We start from the raw sequence: 22,680 nt of genomic DNA on the forward strand, positions 1-22,680 counted from the left end.
CCACCGGCTCCTGGTCATGCTGTTCATTACCGTCGTCATCACCTATCTCGACCGCAGCAATCTGTCGATTGCCGCCACCGCGATCGCGCAAGACCTGCAACTCGACCCGGCGCGCATGGGACTGGTGTTTTCCGCGTTCGGCTGGTCGTATGCGTTGCTGCAGATTCCGGGCGGCATGCTGGTGGACCGCACGCGCCCGCGGCTACTGCTCGCGCTGGTCATCGGACTGTGGTCGCTGGCGACGATCGTGCAAGGTCTCGCGGGCACGTTCGCCGTGCTGCTGTCGCTGCGCGTGCTGCTCGGCGCACTGGAAGCGCCGGCTTATCCCACGCTCAACCGTGTCGTCACGACGTGGTTTCCCGACAGCGAGCGCGCCCGTGCAATTGCCACTTATACGTCCGGTCAGTATGTCGGACTGGCGTTCCTCACACCGGCGCTCGTCCTCACGCAGCAGCGCTTTGGTTGGCAGGGCGTATTCTTCTTGACTGGCGCGATCGGCGTCGTGTGGGGTTTCGTCTGGTACGCGGTCTATCGCGAGCCGTCCGAAGCGGCCAACGTGAACGAAGCCGAACTCGAAACGATCCGCGCGGGCGGGGGACTCGTCGAACTCGGCGAACCGGGCAGATTGCGTCAATCGTATAAAGCGGGCGGATCGGCAGACCAAACGCGCCGCGCCTACACCGCTGCCGACTGGCGCGCCGTGCTCGGTAATCGCAAGCTATGGGGCGTGTACATCGGGCAGATCGCGGTGACGTCCACGCTCTGGTTCTTCCTTACCTGGTTTCCGACCTACCTCGTCAAATACCGGCACATGGACTTCCTGAAGGCCGGGTTCATGGCGGCCGTGCCGTTTCTCGCGGCCTTTGTCGGCATTCTGAGTTCGGGCCTGTTATCGGACTGGATGGTCAAGCGCGGCGTGTCGGTGACCGTTGCGCGCAAGGTGCCGATCGTCACCGGCCTGCTGTTGTCCACCGCGATCGTGGGTGCGAACTATGTCGAAACACCTGCAATGGTGATCCTGTTCATGGCGGTGGCGTTCTTCGGCAGTGGCTTTTCGTCGATCACGTGGGTACTCGTGTCGTCGGTGGCAAAGAAAGAGTTGCTCGGCCTCACCGGCGGCATGTTCAATCTGATGGGCAACCTGTCCTCGATCTGCGTGCCGGTCGTCATCGGACTGATCGTCAGGGATAACGACTTCAAGCCGGCGCTGGTATTCATGAGCGCCGTCGGCGTGGTGGGCGCGCTGTCGTATCTCTTTCTCGTCGGCAAGATCGAACGGATTCGCTAGACGTCGAGGCTCGCACATCGCTTCCCGGCGATGGACGCCTACCGCGCCGCGACAACGACAGGTCGCGCGTTACGGGCACGTGACACACGTCCTGCCGCAGTAACGTAACATCCCGGACCAGATCGGCATCAGCATGCTATTTCCGGCCTGTTTCCGGGCGCCGGCTGGTCCTCCGAAACGCCTTACCCACCAAGGCTTCACTGCTTCTGTTAGACAACATACAGACGCATTGGCCCACTCCTTGCTCAAATGCAGTGAAACACCACATGCATCGGGGAACATCATGGGCGAATTCCTTCCAGACTATCTGATCCGCGAACAGGCGGCCGTCGGCGCACTGGTCGTGTTCGGCGTGCTGCGGATCATTGGTGCGGCGCTCGCGTACGAACGTGGCTGGCGCATCCCGGTCGTCGAAAAGCTGTTCATTGGCGCAGCCGTGCTGTATTGCATGCCTCAACTCTTCGACGTGCTGACCCACATGTACGGCGCGCGTGGTGCGGGCGCGGAACTCGAAGGCAAAGCAGCCGGCTGTGCAATCGCGCTGTTCTGCGCGCCGATCCTCGGCCACCGCCTCGGCTTCGAATAATCAGGCCGCCCCGCCTATGCCTGCCCTGCACTTCACTGAACTGTCGAAGAAAAACACGCAAGCAGCAGTGTGCGCCGACCCGGTGTACCGGGCGGGCGACGTGTTGAAACTCAAATCCGGCGGACGCACGATGACCGCGACATGGTCCGGTCCAGTGGTGTTCGCGCCGGGCAACTGGCTGATCTGCCAATGGTTCACTGACGCGGGCGAGTTGCAGCAGGAGATGTTTCCGGAAGAAACGCTGGTCCGGGCTCACGACGCTTTCGCCGGCTAACGAGTAGTGACGGATCACCTGGCCCCACGCCAGGCGACCGTGTGTATTGCGCCGCACGGGCTTGCCGTGCGGCGTTTTTTTATGCGCGGCGGCGGCGCGGTGCGAACCCGCCTAACCCAATGCCGCGAATGCCGGCACGCTATGCGACAGCGCGGCAGCGGCGACAAACACGCCAATCATCGCGAGCGCTTCGAGATACAGCACGTTGACGAACGTGTGCGCGTCCATTGTCGAGGCGGTGCGGCGCAGGCGCGGCAGCGCGGAGAAGCGGTTCAGCCCGCCGAGCACGAGCGCGAGTGCGACCAGCGTAAGCTTGAGCGTAAGCACATGGCCCCACGTGCTCAGTTCGATTGCCTCGAACGATCCGCCCGAGCCACGGACCGCGTTGAAGAGACCGGAGATCAGCACAAGTACGACCGCCACCACCGACACGTTCGACACCTGCGTCGCCGTGCGGATCAGCATGCCGCGCGCCGTCGACGTGCCCAACGCGGGCAGCACCGACAAGCCTGCCGCCATCGCCAGTCCACCCCACACGGCGGTGACGAGCACGTGCAGCGTCTGCATGACGATCGCCGCCGAAGCCGGGCCAGCGTCGGCCGCGTGACCCAGCGACGCCTTGCCCACCGAGACCACGATCACCGCGACCCACAGCAGCGCGTTGCGCAGCGTTCCGGTCTGACTCGTCATCGCAGTACCCAACAGCAGCAGCGCGCCCGCGAATGCAATCGCCCAGCCGCGCCCGACATGCGTTTGCGTCAGCACGGTCGGCACGACGCCGATGGCAGCCGGCAGCGTCACGCCGCTCATCGAGGCCGCCTGATAGAGCAGCCAGCCAAGGTCCGCGAGCACCAGCACCACGGTAGCCGTCAACATGGCCCGTTGCGCGCGCGCCCACGCCGGCCGCGCCGGCGAGACCTTTGCCTGCGCGTCCCTCGCGAGCCACGCGCCAAGCAGCGCCGAGCCAACGGCAAACGCAAACGCCACGTTCATCAGCGCGGCCATCGCGACCTGTCCGAACCACAAGCCGTCGAAGCTCATTTGACTGCGAACGCCAGATCGCCCTGGGTCCGGTGACCGTCCGTCGCTACGGCTACCCAATGCGCGGTGTATCGGCCAGTGCTCAAGTGTGGAAGCGCCAGGTGCATGACGCGGGCGTCGCCGTTATCGACTTGTGATGCGGCGGAAGTCGCAGCCTTGCCCGCCGCGTCGGCCAGCGTGATCTTGCTGAATGCGGGCTCCAGAGGCTCGGTGAAGTGGATCGTGACTTCGGTCGGCGCGGCGACTGCCGCGTTCATGGCAGGCTCGCTCGATACGAAATGGGCGTGCGCGAATGCAGTGGAAGTAACGACCAGCGTTGAGAAGCCGAACGGCCAGCGGCGCAACGCGCGCAGCGTCGGACGTGAAAAATTGAATAGCGTCATGTAAGACCGATAGCGTTAAACAGAGAAAATCAGGAACGTCAAGGCGGACTGCGTGAAAACCGGCAAGCCCAAGGGGGACTCACGGCGAGCCCGGAAGTGTACGCTTCGATGGCCGTCACGCGCGTGGGTTCAACCCTGTTTGTCCGTACGGAAGTGAGTCGTGGGCCTAGGGGCATTGATACCAAAGGCAATTTCGCGATAGCAGGCACGCGACTTGATGCAGCTTCAGGCGTCAAACTGTCGCATGGCCGTGACAACAGAAAGCATCTCTAATGTGGCAAATAGTCACCATCACCCTTCGATGATAGAATGCTGCGTCGCCGCGCAGCGACCGTTTGTCCTTCACACCGAACCGGTCGAAGTTCGGTCAGGTCCCCGATTCTGATGGAGTTACGCGTGTCTTCAAGACGCATTTTCCGCCCGTTGCTCGCCCTTCTGCTGATCGGCTCCGCGGGCGTCTATAGCGCTGCGAAAGCGCAGACTCAACCGAAGGCTCCTGACACGATGGAAGCGCGCGTGCAGGGCTGTACAGCGTGTCACGGTACTCATGGTCAAGGTACGGACAACGACTACTTCCCGCGCCTTGCGGGCAAGCCGGCGGATTATCTGTATAACCAGCTACAGAATTTCCGTGAAGGGCGCCGCAAGTATCCGCCGATGAACTACCTCGTCACGTACCTCTCGGACGATTACCTTCATCAGATCGCTACGTATTTTTCCCAGCAGCGTCCTCCGTATCCGCCTCCTGCCAAGCCCACCGTGTCGCAAGCCACGCTCGCGCGCGGCCAGCAGATCGTGTTGAACGGCGACACGTCGAAACAGATTCCGGCTTGCGCGGCGTGTCACGGCAAAGGCCTGACCGGCATGGAACCAGCTATTCCGGGTCTCGTCGGCTTGCATTCGGACTACATCAGCGCGCAGCTCGGCGCATGGCGTTCAGGCTCGCGCCATGCGATCGCGCCTGACTGCATGCACACTATCGCTACCCGCCTGACTGACGACGACGTGAATGCCGTCGCGTCCTGGCTTTCCACGCAACAGGCTCCGCAAAACCCCGTGCCGGCTCCAGCCCGCTCGATGAAGACTCCGCTTGCCTGCGGCAGCGAACCGCAATAAGGCACCGGGAGAGACACTCAAATGAAACGCAAGTCCTTGTTCGCCCTCTCGGCAGTCATCGTGGTTGCGGCTGCTGCGCTCGTCCCCGTCCTGTGGTCGGGCGGCGACCATCTGCACAACGGATCGGCCATGGCGGCCACGCCGGCCGACCAGGCCGAACTGGTCAAGAAAGGCGAGTACCTCGCCCGCGCCGGCGACTGTATCGCCTGCCACACGGTGCGCGGCGGCAAGCAGTTCGCCGGCGGTCTGCCCATGGCTACACCGTTCGGCACCATGTTCACGCCGAACATCACGCCTGACGACCAGTACGGCATCGGCAAATGGACGCAGGACGACTTCTACCGCGCCATGCACACCGGCCGTTCGAAAGACGGCAGCCTGCTCTATCCCGGTTTCCCGTTCACGAGCTACACGAAGGTCACGCGCGCCGACTCGGACGCGATCTATGCGTATCTGCGTTCGGTCACGCCGGTCAACGTGCCGAGCCGTCCGCACGAGCTGAAATTCCCGTTCAACCAGCGCAACATGCTGATCGGCTGGCGTACGCTGTTCTTCCGTGAAGGCGAGTACAAGCCGGACCCGACCAAGTCGGTCGAATGGAATCGCGGCGCGTACCTGATCGAAGGCCTCGGCCATTGCGGCATGTGCCATACGTCGATCAACGCAATGGGCGGCCCGGTCAGCTCGGCGGCATTCGCCGGCGGCCTGATCCCGCTGCAGAACTGGTATGCACCGTCGTTGACGTCGAACAAGGAAGCGGGTCTCGGCGACTGGGAAACGAAGGACATCGCCGACCTGCTGAAGACCGGCGTGTCGAATCGCGGCGCGGTGTTTGGTCCGATGGCTGAAGTGGTCCACAACAGTCTCCAGTACATGTCGGATTCGGACATCAACGCAATGGCCACGTACCTGAAGACCATTCCGCAAAAGAGCGAAGCACCGGAGTCGATGCAGCTCGAAACGTCGGAAAAGTTCGGCGGTGAACTGTTGAAGCAAGGCCAGAAGATCTACGCTGACAACTGCGCGAAGTGCCACGCTGAGAATGGTCTCGGCATGCCGCCGAGCTTCCCGCCGCTCGCGAATAACCAATCCATCCAGATGCCGTCGGCGGTCAATCCGATCCGTATGGTGCTGAACGGCGGTTATCCGCCGAGCACGAACGCGAACCCGCATCCGTATGGCATGCCGCCGTTCGCGCAAGCGTTGTCGAATCAGGAAGTGGCGGCGGTTGTTACGTACATCCGTATGTCATGGGGCAACCACGGTACGGCAGTGTCGCCGCAACAGGTGGCGGATTTGCGTTCGGCGCCGCTCGACTAGGCAGCACAGGCAGTCTCTGGGGCGCGGCCTGCGTGACTTGCGGCCGCGCCCTTCGTTTTTGCAGGACCGGTATCATGTAGGACTTTGTCCATGAAACCGTGCAGGAGAATGAGCCGTGCATGTCGGTGAGCGTTTGAACAGCATTACCCACCTCGTCGGCGCCGTACTGTCGGTGGCGGGTCTTGCCGCGCTCGTGACAATGGGCGCGCTCGACGGTGACGCGTATAAGGTGGTGAGCTTCAGCGTGTACGGAGCGATGCTGTTCGTGCTGTATGCTATCTCCACGCTTTACCACAGCGTGCGCCACCCGCGTATCAAGGCAGTTTTGCAGAAATGCGATCACTCGGCGATCTACCTGCTGATCGCCGGCAGTTACACCCCGTTCACACTTGTTACATTGCGGGGGCCGTGGGGCTGGTCGCTTTTCGGCGTAAGCTGGGGACTCGCCACGCTTGGCATTGTCCAGGAACTCACGCTCGGGCGACGCACCCGCAGCGTGTCCATGGTGCTGTACGTGTTGATGGGATGGCTCGCGCTCGTTGCCGTCCGCCCGCTGGTTCATGCGTTACCAGCAGCGGGAACCGCCTGGCTCGTGGCCGGTGGGGTCATCTACAGTGCCGGCATCTACTTCTTCATCAACGACGAGCGCATCCGGCACGGACATGGTATCTGGCACCTGTTCGTACTGGCGGGCAGTCTGTGTCAATTCGTCAGTGTCGCGCGCTACGTCGCCTGACACGCCACGGCGGCGAAATGCAACTTAAGGCCAGTCAACGTGTCTGCATAGCGCGTTGAGCATTCGGCACGCATCAGAGCGTGCCGCCGATTTCTCTGCGGACGGAACCGGGCTTTGCCCCCGAGCGCGCCATGCGGCGTGTTCATGCTGCTCTATGGCCCGTCTGGGCCGTTCGCAAAACTGCATTGCAAAGAACAATTTATGTCTTTTGATTCTCTCGGCTTGTCCGAACCGTTGGTCCGCGCTGTTCACGAACTCGGCTACACCACGCCGACACCCATCCAGACCCAGGCGATTCCCGCCGTGCTGAACGGCGGCGATCTGCTGGCCGGCGCACAAACCGGTACCGGCAAGACGGCTGGCTTCACGCTGCCCATCCTGCAACGTTTGAACGCCACGTCGCCGGCCGGCGCGGGGTCGGGCAAGCGCACCGTGCGCGCGCTGATCCTCACGCCGACGCGCGAACTGGCCGCGCAGGTCGAAGAAAGCGTGCGCGCCTACGGCAAGTATCTGAAGCTCAGGTCCACCGTGATGTTCGGCGGCGTGGGCATCAACCCGCAGATCGGCGCGCTGCGCAGCGGCGTGGACATCGTCGTCGCGACGCCGGGCCGTTTGCTCGACCATATGCAGCAGAAGACCATCGACCTGTCGCATCTCGAGATCCTTGTCCTCGATGAAGCCGACCGCATGCTCGACATGGGCTTCATCCACGACATCAAGCGCGTACTTGCCAAGCTGCCGCCGAAGCGCCAGAACCTGCTGTTCTCGGCCACTTTCTCGGATGAAATCAAGACGCTCGCCGACAGCCTGCTCGACTCACCGGCACTGATTGAAGTGGCGCGCCGCAATACGACGGCTGAAACGGTCGCGCAGAAGATTCACCCGGTGGACCGCGACAAGAAGCGCGAACTGCTCACGCACCTGATCAAGCAGCACAACTGGTTTCAGGTGCTGGTGTTCACGCGCACCAAGCATGGCGCGAACCGCCTCGCCGAACAGCTGACGAAAGATGGCATCAGCGCGCTGGCGATTCACGGCAACAAGAGCCAGTCGGCACGCACGCGCGCGCTCGCCGAGTTCAAGGATGGCACGCTGCAGGTGCTGGTCGCCACCGACATCGCCGCGCGCGGCATCGATATCGATCAACTGCCGCACGTGGTCAATTACGATCTGCCGAACGTGCCGGAAGACTACGTGCACCGTATCGGCCGTACGGGCCGCGCGGGTGCTACGGGCGAAGCGGTGTCGCTCGTTTGCGTGGACGAGTTGCAACTGCTCAAGGACATTGAGAAGCTGATCAAGCGTCCCGTCCCGCAGGAAGTGATCGCGGGCTTCGAACCCGATCCGACCGCGAAGCCGGAGCCGATTCTGCGTCGCGGTCAGGGTGGCGGTGGCGGCGGCGGACGGTCGCCGCGTCAGAGCCAGGGCACGCCGAAGCGCGAGGGTGCAGCGGCGGCCAAGCCGGCGCAGCGTTCGGGGCAACGGCCGGCGAACGGCCAGCAACCGCGCGCGCAGGGTGCGAAGCCGGCCGCGGGCAATGACGGCCAGGCGCGCAATCAGACACGGCCGCAAGGCGCCAAGGCGACCAATGGTCATGGTGGCGAGGCGCGTCGCGAAGGTCAGCGTCGTGACGACCGGCCGCGCGCGGTCGCGCATGAAGCCGCCGCGACGCAGCACGCGCCGCGCAAGCCACAGGCCAACCGCCCGCAGGGTGGCAATCCAGGCGCCTTGCTCGGTGGCGGCGCAAAGGCACGCAATGACGCACCTCGCGGCGGCCAGTCCACGCGCAGCGGGCAGCGCGGGCGTTAAGCGCGTTCTGGTGTCTGGTGCAGCCAGCGGGGTTGCCGGCCGGCTGCGCGACCTTGTGTAATCACGGGGCTGCTGGCTTGCAGCGCGCCGTTATGTAATCACAAAGCTGCTGGCTTGCAGCGCAGTGTCTGCAACCTCGGACGCGTAAGCCAGCGCGTCGAACTGCGCCGTCAAGCATGGGAAGCAAAACACACGCTTGGCGTGTGACCGACCAGGCGCTCTCATACTGGCCTGAGCGATAAAACACGCAGCCATTGCCAGCAATTTCAAGGCTAACGGCTCGCCATCGCGGCGGCCTGCTTCAAATGCTCGATCTGATGTTCCCAGCGATCGAGCACCGCCTCGCGCTCCCCCTCGAGTTCGAACGTTATGCCGCTCGTCAGACGCGCATAGGGGACGCTTTGCGCCTCCGCTGAGTCAATCGAGCCGATCAGATACACCAGCCCGCTTTCATCGCCAGGCACGTCTGCTAGCGGTGAAACGATCAGTTGGACTTGGTAAAACGTCTCGTCGCAGACGAACGTGAGTGCGGCGCGTCCGCTTCGCGCGATGGCCTGGGTGGCCCGCGCCCGCGGCCATAACGCGATGCACAGCGTGCGCGAGTCGGGCGCATACAATTCACCCACCCCAAGCAGCGACGTGCGCAGATGGCCATGCGTGTCCACGGTCAGCAGCGACGCGGTGAACCCCGTCTTGCTCGCCAGCGACGACCCGTCGAACTGCGCGCGCACAGCGTCGGGCCATTCATCGAAAACGTGCTGTTCGAGCGCACGTGCGGGCGCCGAATCTGTTCCAGAAGGGTCGCTCATTCTTTCGATCCGGTTAGTGAAGGCAAGGCTCCATCATGCCTCGAAAAACAAGATGGCCCGCATAAGCGGGCCATCGGTCAGCGGCAAAGCGCTAGATGAAACGTCGAGCGAAAACCTCGAGTGGAACCGTCAAACGAAATCGTCCGGCAAAAGGCCGGCAAAGCCCGACGCAAAGCTAGCCGGCACGCTTCGATCAACGGAAGAACACGTGTTGCGTGATTTTCGCGAGCGGATAATGCACGCCCGGCTGGATGCTTGCCGGCAAGTCGAGCGGCTTGAGCAGCATCTTTACGCACATGTCAGCGGACAGGTTGCGCCGCACCAACGCATTGATGCGCGCAGCGCGTTCGCGGTTATACGCCGAATCGTGAACGCGCTCCGGATAACGAACCGCGAAGACATGACGCAATGCAATCTCCGAGTCTTCGTTCTTGATCTCCATCACGCGCCGCATCAGCGCACCGAGTACGGCAAGCCGGCCGTTGCCTTCGATCTTGTTGTATTTCTTGAAAAACTTGAGGAAGTGCTTGTAGTGGCGAACTTCGTCCGTGCGAATGTTGTCGGTGATTTCCTTCAACACGGGGTCGTCCGAGCACTCGCCGATCGCGCGATACAGCGTTGCCGTGCCCGTTTCAACGACACAGCGCGCCACCATTTCCAGCGCGCGGGTCTTCTCGAAATCCTCGAAAGAACAGGTCAGCGAATATTCGGCCATGAAGTTACTGAACGCCGTGTCCCAGTCGAATTCCGGCCACACGTACGCGATATATGTTTTGAGCGCGCGGCCGTGCTGCATCTCTTCCGGCTCCCATTCGCGGTTGAGCCACGCGGAGACTTCAGGATCGTCGTTGAAAAACTGGCTGAGGTTGCTCGTGTAAATGTCACTGCCGCTTTCAATGAACGAAGACGCGCATAACAACAGCAGCAGATCTTCGTTCGCGACGGCCTTTTGCCGGTCGATGCGGGTGAGGTCGATGTCCTCGATCCGCCAGGGCATGACATGGTTTAGCTCTGTGTGCATCGTGTCTTGCTCCGAAAACTGTATCGACTCGCGGAGCAAGCTCGAAACCACTCGCTCTCAGCTGAGTGGTCCGCCATGTCTGATACAGCGCTTGAATTAGAGTTAACCCCTTGTATCCTGCATCTTAGTCGGTGTTTCACAACTCTGCAGGCGACTTAGCACAGACCATGCCGAAGCGCCGCAGTTCCTGGCGGCAAGTGGTCGAAATATTCAGACAGACAAAACGAAGTTGCGGACGTTAAAAAGCCAGCTCGAAGAGCTGGCTTGACGTTGATCGAGCGCCTGAAAATGAGGCTGCTCTGCCATGGCGGAAGCGCGCTGGCGGCCGCCCGCTGCGAATCAGGCGGCCTGGACGCCTTGCGAGCGTCGCGCGCCGCGCATGCGCCATCCCACGATGACAAGGGAGATGCCCGAGAGCACTGCCGCGACGAGCACGTAGTAACTCGGCGCGAGCTTGTCGCCGGTCAGGTGAATAAACGTTTCGACGATGGTCGGCGCAAAGCCGCCAAAGATCGTCACGCCAATGCTGTAACCAATCGAAAGACCCGTGGAGCGCATTTGCGTTGGGAAAATTTCGGACATCAGCGCGGGCATGGGACCGGAATAAGCCGCCTTGAAAATTCCGGCAGTGCCTTGCAACAACAACAGCCAGCCGAGCGTCGGATGAGATTGCAGCAACGCGAACATCGGATAGATGAGCAGGCCCATCAGGATCGACGTGGTTAGCATGATGCGAATCCGCCCGATGCGATCCGACAACGCGCCCATCACCGGCGAGAAGATGAATTGCAAGCCGCCGTTGAGCACCACGACCCCGAACGAAGCTGCCGCCGGCATGTGCAATTGCTTGACCGCGTACATCGGCATATACAGTTGCAGCACGTACACGCCCACGGTCGACTGCGCGACGATGCCCACCGCGAGCAGCAGATTGACCCACTGGCTGGCGAACGACGCTCCTTCGTCCGTCCCGCGTGCCGCGCCAGTCAGCTTCACCGCGGCGTCGCGCGCCCGCTTCAACGCGAGGAACTCCGGCGTTTCATCGAGATGCGAACGGATGTAGTAGCCGACCGGGCCGATCAGCAGTCCAAACACGAACGGCAGCCGCCAACCCCAGGTATTCAACTGCGCTGGCGGCATCCAGGCGGTCAGAAGCGAGCCGAATGCGGCAGCCGTGATTGCGGCGAGACCCTGACTCGCGAACTGCCAGCTTGCGTAATAACCTCGACGTGACGGGCTGTGTTCGACCATGAAGGCCGTCGCGCTGCCGAACTCACCGCCCACCGCGAAGCCTTGCACGAGCCGCGCGAGCAGGATCAGCACCGGGGCCGCGAGGCCAATCGACGCATACGGCGGCATCACGGCCATCGTGAGTGTACCGACCATCATCAGGGCGATAGCGAGCGTGAGCGCCGCCTTGCGGCCTTGACGGTCCCCGTAGATGCCCAGCACGACCGCCCCGAGCGGACGCATCAGGAACGAGATGCCGAAAGTGGCAATGGCGAGGAGCGTCGAGAGCCACTCGTCCTGCATCGGGAAAAACTCTTTCGCGATGATGGTCGCAAAGTAGCCGTACACGAGGAAATCGAACCACTCGAGCGCATTGCCGACGGACGACGAAAACACGATCCGGCGCACCAGCGCTTTGGAAAGCGGCGGCGCATCGGCGTATGCGGGAGCGGTCGCAGAATGCGACGCGGGGGTAGTCATACTGTCTCCTGTCGATCCCGGCGCTCGCGTGGACGCCGGCTACGATCCATGCAAGTGGCCGGCGGATCGTTGTGGTGCCGGTCTCGTGGCGAAAGGGCAAAGCGCCGCGCTTACCGGAAGCGACGCTTCACGCTGCGGCCGGATCAGAACCCTGCGGCCAGCCCGTCCCGGCGGCTGTCGCTCGCGGCCACATAACCGCGCTCCGGCTCGTTACGGTCGAGCTTCCAGATGTACTGGCCCGAGCCGAAGTCCATGTAGGGGTCGTCGACCGACTTGATGGTGTGGCCAAGCTTCTGCAACGCCTCGGCCGTCTTCGGGTCGAGCGTCGATTCGATGTCGATCGTGAAATCGCGGTTGACCTTCCAGCGCGGTGCGTCGCAAGCGGCCTGCGGCTGCTGTCCGTAGTCGAGCATCCGCACGATGGATTGCAGATGACCTTGCGGTTGCATGTCGCCGCCCATCACGCCAAAGCTCATCACCGCTTCCTGCTGGCCGTTCACCTGCTGCGTGAGGAACGACGGAATGATCGTGTGAAACGGCCGCTTGCCGCCTTCCACCACGTTCGGCGACTTCGGGTCCATCGAGAATCCGCAGCCACGGTTCTGCATGGAAATGCCCGCATCCGGCACGACGATGCCCGAGCCGAAACCCATATAGTTCGACTGGATGAAGCTCACCATCATGCCGCGCTCGTCCGCGACGGACATATAGATCGTGCCGCCCGCCTTCGGCATGCCGAAGTCGAACTGCGTGGCGCGCTTGTGATCGATCAGCTTCGCGCGCGAGGTCAGATAGGCGTCGTCGAGCATCTGTTCGGGCGTCACTTCCATGGAACGCGGATCGGCCACGTAGCGGTAGACGTCGGCGAATGCGAGCTTCATCGCCTCGATCTGCAGATGCTGCGATTCGACGTTGTCGACCGTGAGTTCCTTCACGTCGAATTTGTCGAGGATGCCCAGCGCGATCAGCGCGGCGATGCCCTGGCCGTTCGGCGGGATTTCGTGCACCGTGTAGCCGCGATAATCCTTGCCGATCGGCTCGACCCAGTCCGCGCGATAGTTGCGCAGATCGTCGAGCGTCAACGCGCTGCCGCCTTCACGCGAAAACGCCGCGATCCGCTCGGCAATCTCGCCTTCGTAGTAGGCGCGCGGGCCTTGCTCGGCGAGCTTGCGCAGCGTCTTCGCGTGGCCGGGAAAGCGCACCAGCTCGCTGACCTCCGGCGCGCGTCCGCGCGGCATGAAGGTGTCGGCGAAGCCCGGCAGGTCCTTGAGTTCAGGCACCGCGGCCGCCCACTTGTACGCGACAATGCTCGCCACTGCGTGGCCGCGCTCGGCAATTTCGATGGCCGGCTCCATCAGGTCGGCAAACGGCAGCGTGCCGAATTTCTGATGCAACGCTTCCCAACCCGCGATCACGCCCGGCACCGTGACCGTGTCCCAACCGCGCCTGGGCTGCTTCGCGAGTCCGTTCTCCTCGCCATATTTGCGCTTGAAATAATCGACGTTCCACGCAGCCGGCGACACGCCCGATGCGTTCAGTCCATGCAGCTTCCTGCCATCCCACACGAGCGCGAACGCGTCGCCACCCAGGCCGCACGACACCGGCTCGACCACCGTAATGGCGGCTGCCGCCGCGATGGCTGCATCGACCGCATTGCCGCCTTTCCACAGCATGCGCAAACCCGCTTGGGCGGCGAGCGGATGCGAAGTGGAAACAATGTTGCGCGCGAACACGGGCAGGCGCGGCGTCGGATAGGGGTTTTGCCAGTTAAAGCCAGTCATGTCGAACACTCTCGAAAGGGAGCCGCGGCGCTGAAGACACGCCGCATGCCACGGGAAGTGGGTGGAAAGCGGAACGAATGATTGCATCGCGATCCGGCACAAAAAACAAATTCATTTATCAAATGAATAAATGCAGCGGCATACTGAATGCAGTGCGCGATGTCCGCCGCAGTCTATGCACGTCGCACGACCCGGCCGGCCCATGCATGCGATGGTCTTACAATACGCAAACCCTCGCTCACGCATCGCAGGCCCGGCTCAGGCCGACTCGCGAGCATCGTCAAGAAGCAACCTCATGATCCGAGACACATGACCCGAGACCCCCGCCTGACTCTCAACGCCCGGCAACAGGAACTGCTGGAGTGGGTGCAACGCGACGGCTTCGTAACCGTGGACGACCTCGCGGCGCACTTCGACGTCACGCCGCAGACAATCCGCCGCGATGTCAACTGGCTCGCCGACATGAATCTGCTGCGGCGCTATCACGGCGGCGCCAGCCTGCCGACCAGTTCCGAAAACGTCTCGTACACCGCGCGGCAGCGCATGTTCCACGACGAGAAGCGGCGCATTGCAGCGTTAGTGGCCACTCACATCCCGGATCAGGCGTCGTTATTCATCAACCTCGGCACGACCACGGAGGAAGTGGCTCGCGCGCTGAACCGGCATCGCGGCTTGCGCGTGATCACCAACAACCTGAACGTCGCCAGCATGATGAGCGGCTATCCGGATTGCGAGGTGCTGGTGACGGGCGGCATCGTGCGGCCTTGGGACAAGGGGATCGTCGGCGAACTCGCGATCGATTTCATCCGCCAGTTCAAGGTGGATTTCGCGATTATCGGCACGTCGAGTATCGAGACGGACGGCACGTTGCGCGATTTCGACACGCGCGAAGTACGGGTGGCCGAGGCGATCATCCAGCATGCGCGCACGGTTTTCCTCGCCGCCGACAATTCCAAGTTCGGCCGACCGGCACTGGTTCGCCAGGGTCATCTGGATCAGATCGATGCGCTTTTCACGGACGCTGTGCCGCCCGCGGACATGGCCGAAACGCTCGCGGCGGCGAACTGCCAGGTGTACGTTGCCGACTGACTGAAGCGCCGTCGCGCTGGACGCGAAGGACGGCTTGACGCCGCCCGCATCATGACTGAATGTGCGCCACTCAGGTGCTTTGTGGAGAGTCGCCACGCGCACTGCGTGATGCTGCACCGCACGCGAAAGTTCGAGTGAAATCAAGGATTTCGCCGCGACGGCAAACCGCCGTTGCGCCGCTCGCTTGTCAAAGGGAAAATTTACTGGGGCCGAATTGGCGTTTGACGTGGGCTTGACTACACTGCAATTCCCCGGCGCCGTTCCGCATTCCGCGTAGCGCTGGTCGCCAAGAACTGTCGTGAGCCGTACTTCCCGACTGATCCTCTAGCGGACTCCGCTGGCCTCGTGCCAGTCGCCTTCAAGGCCGTCCGCCTATGCTTGACATGGAGAGAACGATGCTGAGTCCGCATGAATTCGCCACGTTGTTGCTCGTCAAGGATGCTCCGAACCAGGTCGACATGGAGCGTGAAGAACTCGATGCATTGCTGGAGCGCCAGCTCGTCCAGCTCGAACGCCTTGCATCGGGTAACGAACAATGGCGCGTAACCGAATCCGGCGACACTGCGCTGCGCGCCATCAAGCGTCTTTCCTAGTTGTCGCTGCGGTTCGTCAACCGCCCTCAATCTCGAACGAAGCGGGACGCGTGTAGCGCCCCGCTTCATTGTGCGCAGATCATTTACACAGTAAATTGACGCGACGGACCGATACCCTTCGCGCATGCCCAAAACCCTTTCCGCCGATGACATCCAGCAGTTTCGCGAGACCATGCGGCGCGTCGCGGAACAGGCGTTCGCCACGCGTGGCGCGCAGGGCGTGACCATGCGCGAACTCGCGAAGGAGTTGGGTTGCAGCGCGATGACTCCGTATCGCTACTTCCGCGACAAGGACGAGATTCTGGCGATGGTCCGCGCCGCCGCGTTCAATCGCTTCGCGGCGCGGCTGGAAGCGGCCGCGAAAGACGCACCTGAAAACGACCACTCATCGGTGAGCGACGCGTACGTTGCATTTGCGCTCGACGAGCCGCACGCCTATCGCCTGATGTTCGATCTGAATCAGCAGGATGGCGGCTACCCGGAGCTGGCAACGGCCTCACAGCGCGCGTGGCGCATGCTGGGCGAGCACTTCAGCCGGCTGGTTGCCGCGGGCATTCTCGAGGGCGATCCCGAACTGATCGGCTATGCGTACTGGGCAAGCCTGCATGGGTTCACGATGCTCGCGCTCGCGAACCAGCTGCCACTGCCGGCGTCGCAGCACGGAACGCCGAGCGGGCAGCCCACGCGCGAAGCCGTGTTCGCGCAGATTCGGAAGATGCTCTGGCGTGGCGCGCAACCGCAACGCGGCGAGCCGTAGCGCTCTACGTCAGCCGTTTCGCAAAGTCGGATCTACCGCTGCGCGCCAGCTGAGCGCCTTCGCGCGCTGTTCGTTCAAGAACGTCACCCATTGATTGCGCGTCTGCGGATCGCTGCCGACAGCCTCGCTCGTGTAACGTTGCGCGATCGACGCCTGAAACGCGCAGAAATCCTGCTTCGACAACCTGCCGTGCCGGTTCGCCACGTACGCGTCGAAAAAGGTCACGTAGACGTTTTGCGCGTCATGCCCGTAGTCGACCGCCTGCGCCGTGCACATCTGCTGTAACGACACAAAGGACGGCGCGCCCGCCGAGCCTTCGAGGCTCGTCGGCGAACTCACACATCCCGCCAGAAGCGCGGCGGCGCCGATCATCAAAATTCCACGCATGAATTTCCCCCGAATTGGCTGCTGCCGAGAGTATCGTCCGTGGCCGTCCGTTGCGCTACTCCCCTGTCCGGCTAATAGAGGACCGCCTAAGGCAAGCGAACTTTACTTTTTCGAATATGTTCATTAAAGTTCGAAAACGAACACGAAGCGTTCGATAGATTTTCCAACCGCTTTTCGCAACTCACATGGGGACACGGCAGGTGACGCAAGGCTCGAGATACGATTTGCTTGTCGTCGGTGGCGGCATCAATGGCGCAGGCATTGCGCGCGACGCGGCAGGTCGCGGCCTGTCGGTGCTTCTCTGTGAGCAGGACGACCTGGCCGCGCATACGTCGTCGGCGAGCACGAAGCTGATTCACGGTGGCCTGCGCTACCTCGAATACCGCGAGTTCGGCCTCGTGCGCAAAGCGCTGCAGGAACGCGAAACGCTATTGCGCGCCGCACCGCACATCATGTGGCCGCTGCGCTTCGTGATGCCGCACATGCCCGATCTACGCCCGGCCTGGCTCATTCGCGCCGGCCTGTTCTTTTACGATCATCTGGCCAGGCGCGAGCTATTGCCGGGCTCGCGTGGCATCGTCATGCGCGATCACCCCGCGGGAGCGCCGCTCGTCGATTCGATCAGGCGCGGTTTTGTCTATTCGGACGGCTGGGTCGACGACGCGCGCCTCGTCGTGCTGAATGCGCTGGATGCGCAGGAGCACGGTGCAAAGATTCTCACGCGCACCCGCCTCGTGAGCGCAGTGCGTGCCGGCGGCGAATGGCGCGCGCAGCTCAAACGCGCGGACGGCACCCTTCTCGACGTGCGCGCCAACGCCGTGGCGAACGCTGCGGGGCCGTGGGTCGGCGACCTGCTGCGAGGCGCGCTCGGCCGCAAGGCGTCGCATAGCGTGCGCCTCGTGAAGGGCAGCCATATCGTCACGCGGCGCCTGTTCGAGCACGATCATGCGTACATTTTCCAGAATCCGGACAAGCGGATCATCTTTGCGATTCCCTACGAACACGACTACACGCTGATCGGTACGACGGACATCGAATATCGCGGCGATCCTTCGCAAGTAACGATCACGGCCGACGAAACGCAATACCTGTGCGACTCGATCAACCGCTATTTCAAGCAGAAGATTTCCCCGGCGGACGTGCGCTGGACCTACTCCGGCGTGCGTCCGCTGCTGGAGGAAGAAGGCGCGGACAATCCGTCCGCGGTAACGCGCGACTACTCGCTCGAACTGGACGCGCCCGCTGGCGAAGCGCCGCTGCTGTCGGTGTTCGGCGGCAAGATCACGACGTTTCGCAAGCTGGCCGAAGAAGCCGTCGACAAACTCGCGAACGCGCTGCATCGCGAGTCGCCGTCGTGGACGGCCGGCGCGCCACTGCCGGGCGGCGATATACCGAACGCCGATTTCGAGGGCTTTCTGACCGGATTCAGGCAGCAGCACCCCTCGCTGCCCGCCGATCTCGCCTATCGCCTCGCACGCGCGTATGGCACGCGCGCCGCCAGAGTTATCGGACGCGCCCAATCGCTTGCCGAGCTCGGGCGTCCCTTCGCGCCGGGTCTCTACGAAGCGGAACTGGTTTATCTGCGCGATACCGAATGGGCGCGCAGCGCGCAAGACGTGTTGTGGCGGCGCTCGAAGCTCGGGCTGCACGTGGAACCCGGCACGCTCGACGCAATCACGCGCGACATCGACACATGGTTCGCTCGCGAACCGGTCCGGCAGAGCGCCTAGACTGACCGTAACGTTACCGAAGCCGACGTCGCCCGCGGCGCAAGTGTCGCCGCCATCAATCCGGACAACTTCACCCTCGGCTTCGCCAGGCCGGGACGCACACGAACACGTTTGCAGCCCGCTTAGAAAAACAAGCCGTTCCCGTCGCCGGTCACAAGCCGGCGATTCATAAAACGCATGGAGAAGAGACAATGCAGGATCAGTACATCCTCGCGCTTGACCAAGGCACCACCAGCTCGCGCGCGATGCTGTTCGACCGGCTCGGCAACATCGTGTCGACCGCGCAGAAGGAATTTCAGCAGATCTATCCGCGGCCGGGCTGGGTCGAGCACGATCCGCAGGAGATCTGGTCGACACAGGCTGGCGTCGCTGCCGAGGCCGTCACGCGTGCCGGCATGAACGGCACGTCGATCGCTGCAATCGGCATCACCAATCAGCGTGAAACCACGATCGTGTGGGATCGGGAAACAGGTCATCCGATTTACAACGCGATCGTCTGGCAGGACCGTCGCACCGCCGATTTCTGCGACCAGCTCAAGGAGCAGGGTCTCGAAGAAAAAGTCCGCGCGAAAACCGGTTTGCCGATCGACTCGTATTTCTCCGCGACCAAAATTCGCTGGATTTTGGACAACGTAGAGGGCGCGCGTGAAAAAGCGCAACAGGGGCGCCTCGCTTTTGGCACCGTGGACAGCTGGCTCGTATGGAATTTCACGAAGGGCGGCCTGCACGTGACTGACGTCACCAACGCGTCGCGCACCATGCTTTTCAATATCCACTCGCTGAAGTGGGATGACGAGCTGCTCGAAGCGCTCGACATTCCGCGCACCATGCTGCCGGAGGTGCGCGCGTCGTCGGACGTGTACGGGCCGACCAAGACCACGGTGTTCGCGTCGAAGATTCCGCTTGCCGGCATTGCCGGCGACCAGCACGCCGCGCTTTTTGGGCAGATGTGCACGGAGTCCGGCATGGTGAAGAACACCTACGGCACCGGCTGTTTCCTCGTGATGAACACCGGCGACAAGCCGATCGAATCGAAGAACAATCTGGTCACTACGATCGCATGGCAAATCGGCGATCAGATCAATTACGCGCTGGAGGGCAGCATTTTCATCGCCGGCGCAGTGGTGCAATGGTTGCGCGACGGGCTCGGCATCATCAAGAGCGCCGGCGAGATCGAAACGCTCGCGCGCAGCGTGCCGCATTGCGACGGCGTGTATCTGGTGCCGGCGTTCGCGGGCCTCGGCGCGCCGCACTGGAATGCGCGTGCTCGCGGTACGCTGTTCGGCGTAACGCGCGGCACAAGTTCAGCCCACATTGCACGCGCGGCGCTCGACTCGATCGCGTATCAATCGCTCGACGTGCTGAAGGCGATGGAAGCCGACTCCGGCATTCGCATCGGCGAATTGCGGGTGGACGGCGGCGCCTGCGCAAATAATCTGCTGATGCAGTTCCAGGCCGACATTCTCGGCGTGGACGCGGTGCGTCCGAAAGTGTCGGAAACCACGGCGCTGGGCGCGGCCTATCTCGCGGGCCTCGCGGTGGGCTACTGGAAAGATGTCGACGAACTGAAAAGCCAGTGGAAACTCGACCGCCGTTTCAACCCTGCCCTGCCGCACGCCGACGTCAAGGAATGCCTCGACGGCTGGAAGCGCGCCATTCGCGCCGCAAAGGCGTGGGCCGACACGCCCTGACCTGACCTGACGCCCGGTCGCGTGATTCAACGTCGATAACGAGGAAGCCGCTCCTTCGAGGCGGCTTCCGTACAACAAATAGTTCGGATAACCAACGATGTCTCCTTATATTGCTGAATTCATCGGCACGGCGCTGGTCGTGCTGCTTGGCGACGGCGCCGTGGCCAACGTGCTGCTCGCGCGCACCAAAGGTAAAGGCGCGGACCTGATCGTGATCGTCATGGGCTGGGCCATGGCGGTGTTTATCGCGGTCTACGTCACCGCTTCGTTCAGCGGCGCGCACCTGAATCCTGTGGTGACAATCAGCCTTGCGCTGGCCGGCAAATTCGCGTGGGCCAAGGTGCCGGGTTATATAGCGTCGCAGATGCTCGGCGGCATGGCGGGCGCGCTGCTCGTGTGGATGGCTTACCGCCAGCACTTCGCGAAAGAAGGCGACGCCGACGTGAAGCTCGGCGTGTTCTGCACCGCACCGGCAATTCGCAGCGTGCCGCACAACCTGCTCACGGAAATGATCGCCACGTTCGTGCTGATTCTCGGCGTGCTGTATCTGGCGTCGCCGCAAGTGGGTCTCGGCGCGCTCGACGCGTTGCCGGTCGGCCTGCTCGTGCTGGGCATCGGCATTTCGCTCGGCGGTCCGACCGGGTACGCGATGAGTCCCGCACGCGACCTGTCGCCGCGTCTGATGCATGCGCTATTGCCGATTCCGGGCAAGCGCGATAGCGACTGGCGCTACGCGTGGATTCCGGTGTGTGGTCCGCTACTCGGCGGCGCGGTCGCCTCGGGGTTGTTCCTGTCACTGCACGCGCACTGACTCCGCGTACACGAAACGGTGAGCGGCACGCCGACGCGGCGCACCGCGCAAGCGGCGTCAAACGACGTATGATGGTGCTTTCAGTCTGCGCACATGAGCTTGCAAGTCCGTTGCTCGCGCACCTTCCGCTTTCCGTTTCCACGCATGATCGACCACCTCATCTGTGACTGCGACGGCGTACTCGTCGACAGCGAAGTTATTGCTGATCGCGTGATGTACGACACGCTGACTGCCACGTTTCCGGGCCTCGATTTCGAACCCGTCGTCAAAACGGCGTTCGGCCAGCAGACCTCACGCTTTCTCGAAGGCATTGAAAAGTCGTTCGATATCACGCTGCCGGCCGATTTCCTCGAGACGATCGAACATCACGTCGAACTCGAACTGGCGGCGTCGCTCAGTCCGATCAACGGCGTGCGCGAGGCGTTGCAACGCGTGCCTTTGCCGGCCGCCGTCGTGTCGAATAGCCGGGTGACGCGCGTGACCGCGTCGGTGCGGCGCGCGGGTTTACAGCAGATTTTCGGCGAGCGCGTGTTCAGCGCCGAACAGGTGGCGCGCCCCAAACCTTATCCGGACGTGTACCTGTTCGCCGCGCAATCGCTGGGCGTCGAACCGTCGCGTTGTCTGGTCGTCGAGGACAGCGTGGCCGGTCTGAATGCGGCCCGCGCGGCGGGCATGAAGACCATCGCGTTCGTCGGCGCGAGTCACATTCCCGATGGTTATGCGGACGCACTTCGCAACATGGGCATGACACGGATCATGCACCACATGGATGAACTGCCCGCGCTGGTGGAAGCCGGCGTACGCGGCGATTTCGCGGGCGTGCAGTCGTAGCGCACGGCATTGCTTTCGCCATTGAAAAGCCGGCATAGTGTGCCGGCTTTTTCACATCGACCCTCGGTCAACGCGAACCCTTTAACGGTTCACGCGTTCGCCGCATCAAGCATCATGCCTCGTCGGCGACACACTCGCGCGCGTGCGCCAGCGCCTCGCGAAATTCGACCAGTTCGGCGATCGTGAGCATCGGCAGATTGTGCTGTTGCGCAAAGCGTTCGACGTCCGCGCCGCGCGTCATCGTGCCGTCGGCGTTCATCAATTCGCACAGCACGCCGGCCGGTTTCAGACCTGCGAGGACCGCCAGGTCCACCGTGCCTTCCGTATGGCCGCGACGTGCCAGTACGCCGCCGGGTTGCGCTCGCAGCGGAAACACATGACCGGGACGCACGATGTCGGCCGGTTTCGCCGTATCGGCGATCGCGGCACGAATCGTCGTCACGCGATCGAGCGCGGATACGCCGGTCGTCACGCCGTCGCGCGCTTCGATCGATACCGTGAACGCCGTGCCATGACGGCTTTCGTTGTTGACCGCCATCGGCGGCAATTCGAGCGCGCGAATCTTGTCGTCGGGCAGGCACAGACAGACGATGCCGCTGCATTCACGAATCAGCAGCGCCATCGTTTCGACGGAAAGACGCTCGGCGGAGACGATCAGGTCGGCTTCGTTCTCACGATCGTGGTCGTCCTGCAGCACGACGGCGCGTCCATCGCGCATGGCCTGCAAAGCAGCGGCGATTCGCGGCGGAACGGTTTCGGTGGCGAGCAGCGGGAGATCGAGCGAAGCGTCGGGCGCGATCGTCGACGGAGTGGGAAAAGTGGCAAAAGACATAGTTGAAACGCTCATCGCAAAAGTGGGGCGAAAAACGTTTCAGGGCATTGCAAACAGACAAAGACGCGCCGCCGAGCGCCGCATG

The 22,680-nt window shown here is 62.7% G+C and carries 22 protein-coding genes; 14 read left to right on the forward strand and 8 right to left on the reverse strand.

Translation table 11 applies throughout. The features are described from left to right. Nucleotides 1-16 precede the first annotated feature (16 nt). The 3 genes from AAGS40_RS12185 (at nt 17) to AAGS40_RS12195 (ending at nt 2,148) form a co-directional block, all read left to right on the forward strand. The gene (locus tag AAGS40_RS12185; RefSeq protein ID WP_345814393.1) at nt 17-1,288 is read left to right on the forward strand and encodes an MFS transporter; all 1,272 of its coding nucleotides are present in this window, start codon (nt 17-19) and stop codon (nt 1,286-1,288) included. Between the two features lie 283 nt (nt 1,289-1,571). Then, nucleotides 1,572-1,874, forward strand: coding sequence for a hypothetical protein (locus tag AAGS40_RS12190; protein WP_345811652.1), 303 nt, complete (start codon nt 1,572-1,574; stop codon nt 1,872-1,874). A gap of 16 nt (nt 1,875-1,890) precedes the next feature. Further along, nucleotides 1,891-2,148, forward strand: a complete 258-nt coding sequence (locus tag AAGS40_RS12195) for a YodC family protein (RefSeq protein WP_345811653.1) — start codon at nt 1,891-1,893, stop codon at nt 2,146-2,148. A 111-nt stretch (nt 2,149-2,259) separates the two neighbouring features. Here AAGS40_RS12195 and AAGS40_RS12200 read toward each other — a convergent pair whose 3' ends face one another. After that, nucleotides 2,260-3,189, reverse strand: a complete 930-nt coding sequence (locus tag AAGS40_RS12200) for a CopD family protein (protein ID WP_345811654.1) — start codon at nt 3,187-3,189, stop codon at nt 2,260-2,262. Continuing rightward, a complete protein-coding gene (gene copC / locus AAGS40_RS12205) occupies nt 3,186-3,572 on the reverse strand; it encodes a copper homeostasis periplasmic binding protein CopC (RefSeq protein ID WP_345811655.1) in 387 nt (128 codons plus the stop codon). Before copC ends, AAGS40_RS12200 begins: the two co-directional genes overlap by 4 nt. A gap of 384 nt (nt 3,573-3,956) precedes the next feature. Between copC and AAGS40_RS12210 the strand changes: the two genes are divergently transcribed. The 4 genes from AAGS40_RS12210 to AAGS40_RS12225 all read left to right on the forward strand — a co-directional run bounded on the left by AAGS40_RS12210 (nt 3,957) and on the right by AAGS40_RS12225 (nt 8,553). Beyond that, nucleotides 3,957-4,688 (forward strand): c-type cytochrome, encoded by a 732-nt coding sequence (locus AAGS40_RS12210; protein WP_345811656.1) that lies wholly within the window; start codon nt 3,957-3,959, stop codon nt 4,686-4,688. A gap of 21 nt (nt 4,689-4,709) precedes the next feature. Continuing rightward, a complete protein-coding gene (locus AAGS40_RS12215) occupies nt 4,710-6,008 on the forward strand; it encodes a cytochrome c (protein WP_345811657.1) in 1,299 nt (432 codons plus the stop codon). Between the two features lie 115 nt (nt 6,009-6,123). Then, nucleotides 6,124-6,744, forward strand: a complete 621-nt coding sequence (locus AAGS40_RS12220) for a hemolysin III family protein (protein WP_345811658.1) — start codon at nt 6,124-6,126, stop codon at nt 6,742-6,744. A 201-nt stretch (nt 6,745-6,945) separates the two neighbouring features. After that, nucleotides 6,946-8,553 (forward strand): DEAD/DEAH box helicase, encoded by a 1,608-nt coding sequence (locus AAGS40_RS12225; RefSeq protein ID WP_345811659.1) that lies wholly within the window; start codon nt 6,946-6,948, stop codon nt 8,551-8,553. 272 nt (nt 8,554-8,825) lie between these two features. Here the strand turns inward: AAGS40_RS12225 and AAGS40_RS12230 are convergent, their stop codons facing one another. The 4 genes from AAGS40_RS12230 to AAGS40_RS12245 all read right to left on the reverse strand — a co-directional run bounded on the left by AAGS40_RS12230 (nt 8,826) and on the right by AAGS40_RS12245 (nt 13,874). Continuing rightward, nucleotides 8,826-9,362, reverse strand: coding sequence for a hypothetical protein (locus tag AAGS40_RS12230; RefSeq protein WP_345811660.1), 537 nt, complete (start codon nt 9,360-9,362; stop codon nt 8,826-8,828). 193 nt (nt 9,363-9,555) lie between these two features. After that, on the reverse strand, nt 9,556-10,383 hold the full coding sequence (locus AAGS40_RS12235; RefSeq protein WP_345811661.1) for a ferritin-like domain-containing protein: 828 nt from the start codon (nt 10,381-10,383) through the stop codon (nt 9,556-9,558). Nucleotides 10,384-10,722: 339 nt separating this feature from the next. Then, nucleotides 10,723-12,093, reverse strand: coding sequence for an MFS transporter (locus tag AAGS40_RS12240; protein WP_345811663.1), 1,371 nt, complete (start codon nt 12,091-12,093; stop codon nt 10,723-10,725). Between the two features lie 143 nt (nt 12,094-12,236). Then, on the reverse strand, nt 12,237-13,874 hold the full coding sequence (locus AAGS40_RS12245; protein ID WP_345814394.1) for a gamma-glutamyltransferase family protein: 1,638 nt from the start codon (nt 13,872-13,874) through the stop codon (nt 12,237-12,239). A gap of 309 nt (nt 13,875-14,183) precedes the next feature. Between AAGS40_RS12245 and AAGS40_RS12250 the strand changes: the two genes are divergently transcribed. The 3 genes from AAGS40_RS12250 to AAGS40_RS12260 all read left to right on the forward strand — a co-directional run bounded on the left by AAGS40_RS12250 (nt 14,184) and on the right by AAGS40_RS12260 (nt 16,313). After that, nucleotides 14,184-14,963 carry a DeoR/GlpR family DNA-binding transcription regulator gene (locus AAGS40_RS12250; protein ID WP_345811664.1) on the forward strand — a complete coding sequence of 260 codons (780 nt, stop codon included), beginning with the start codon at nt 14,184-14,186 and terminating at the stop codon, nt 14,961-14,963. Between the two features lie 395 nt (nt 14,964-15,358). After that, complete coding sequence (locus AAGS40_RS12255; RefSeq protein WP_345811666.1) at nt 15,359-15,556, forward strand: hypothetical protein; 198 nt, start codon at nt 15,359-15,361, stop codon at nt 15,554-15,556. 124 nt (nt 15,557-15,680) lie between these two features. Beyond that, nucleotides 15,681-16,313 carry a TetR/AcrR family transcriptional regulator gene (locus AAGS40_RS12260; RefSeq protein ID WP_345811668.1) on the forward strand — a complete coding sequence of 211 codons (633 nt, stop codon included), beginning with the start codon at nt 15,681-15,683 and terminating at the stop codon, nt 16,311-16,313. A gap of 9 nt (nt 16,314-16,322) precedes the next feature. Here AAGS40_RS12260 and AAGS40_RS12265 read toward each other — a convergent pair whose 3' ends face one another. After that, nucleotides 16,323-16,700: a hypothetical protein gene (locus AAGS40_RS12265; RefSeq protein ID WP_345811669.1), complete on the reverse strand. Its 378-nt coding sequence runs from the start codon at nt 16,698-16,700 to the stop codon at nt 16,323-16,325. Nucleotides 16,701-16,900: 200 nt separating this feature from the next. Between AAGS40_RS12265 and glpD the strand changes: the two genes are divergently transcribed. The 4 genes from glpD to AAGS40_RS12285 all read left to right on the forward strand — a co-directional run bounded on the left by glpD (nt 16,901) and on the right by AAGS40_RS12285 (nt 21,763). Next, the gene (gene glpD, locus AAGS40_RS12270) at nt 16,901-18,430 is read left to right on the forward strand and encodes a glycerol-3-phosphate dehydrogenase (protein ID WP_345814396.1); all 1,530 of its coding nucleotides are present in this window, start codon (nt 16,901-16,903) and stop codon (nt 18,428-18,430) included. A gap of 191 nt (nt 18,431-18,621) precedes the next feature. Then, a complete protein-coding gene (gene glpK, locus AAGS40_RS12275; RefSeq protein ID WP_345811670.1) occupies nt 18,622-20,121 on the forward strand; it encodes a glycerol kinase GlpK in 1,500 nt (499 codons plus the stop codon). Nucleotides 20,122-20,218: 97 nt separating this feature from the next. Then, nucleotides 20,219-20,932, forward strand: a complete 714-nt coding sequence (locus AAGS40_RS12280) for an MIP/aquaporin family protein (protein ID WP_345811672.1) — start codon at nt 20,219-20,221, stop codon at nt 20,930-20,932. 144 nt (nt 20,933-21,076) lie between these two features. Then, nucleotides 21,077-21,763 carry an HAD family hydrolase gene (locus tag AAGS40_RS12285; RefSeq protein ID WP_345814397.1) on the forward strand — a complete coding sequence of 229 codons (687 nt, stop codon included), beginning with the start codon at nt 21,077-21,079 and terminating at the stop codon, nt 21,761-21,763. 112 nt (nt 21,764-21,875) lie between these two features. Here AAGS40_RS12285 and ribB read toward each other — a convergent pair whose 3' ends face one another. Beyond that, entirely contained in the window at nt 21,876-22,595 is a 720-nt protein-coding gene (gene ribB, locus AAGS40_RS12290) for a 3,4-dihydroxy-2-butanone-4-phosphate synthase (protein WP_345811674.1), read from the reverse strand. Between the last annotated feature and the right edge of the window lie 85 nt (nt 22,596-22,680).

This window comes from Paraburkholderia sp. PREW-6R (genome assembly GCF_039621805.1).
In the GTDB taxonomy this organism is placed as follows: domain Bacteria; phylum Pseudomonadota; class Gammaproteobacteria; order Burkholderiales; family Burkholderiaceae; genus Paraburkholderia.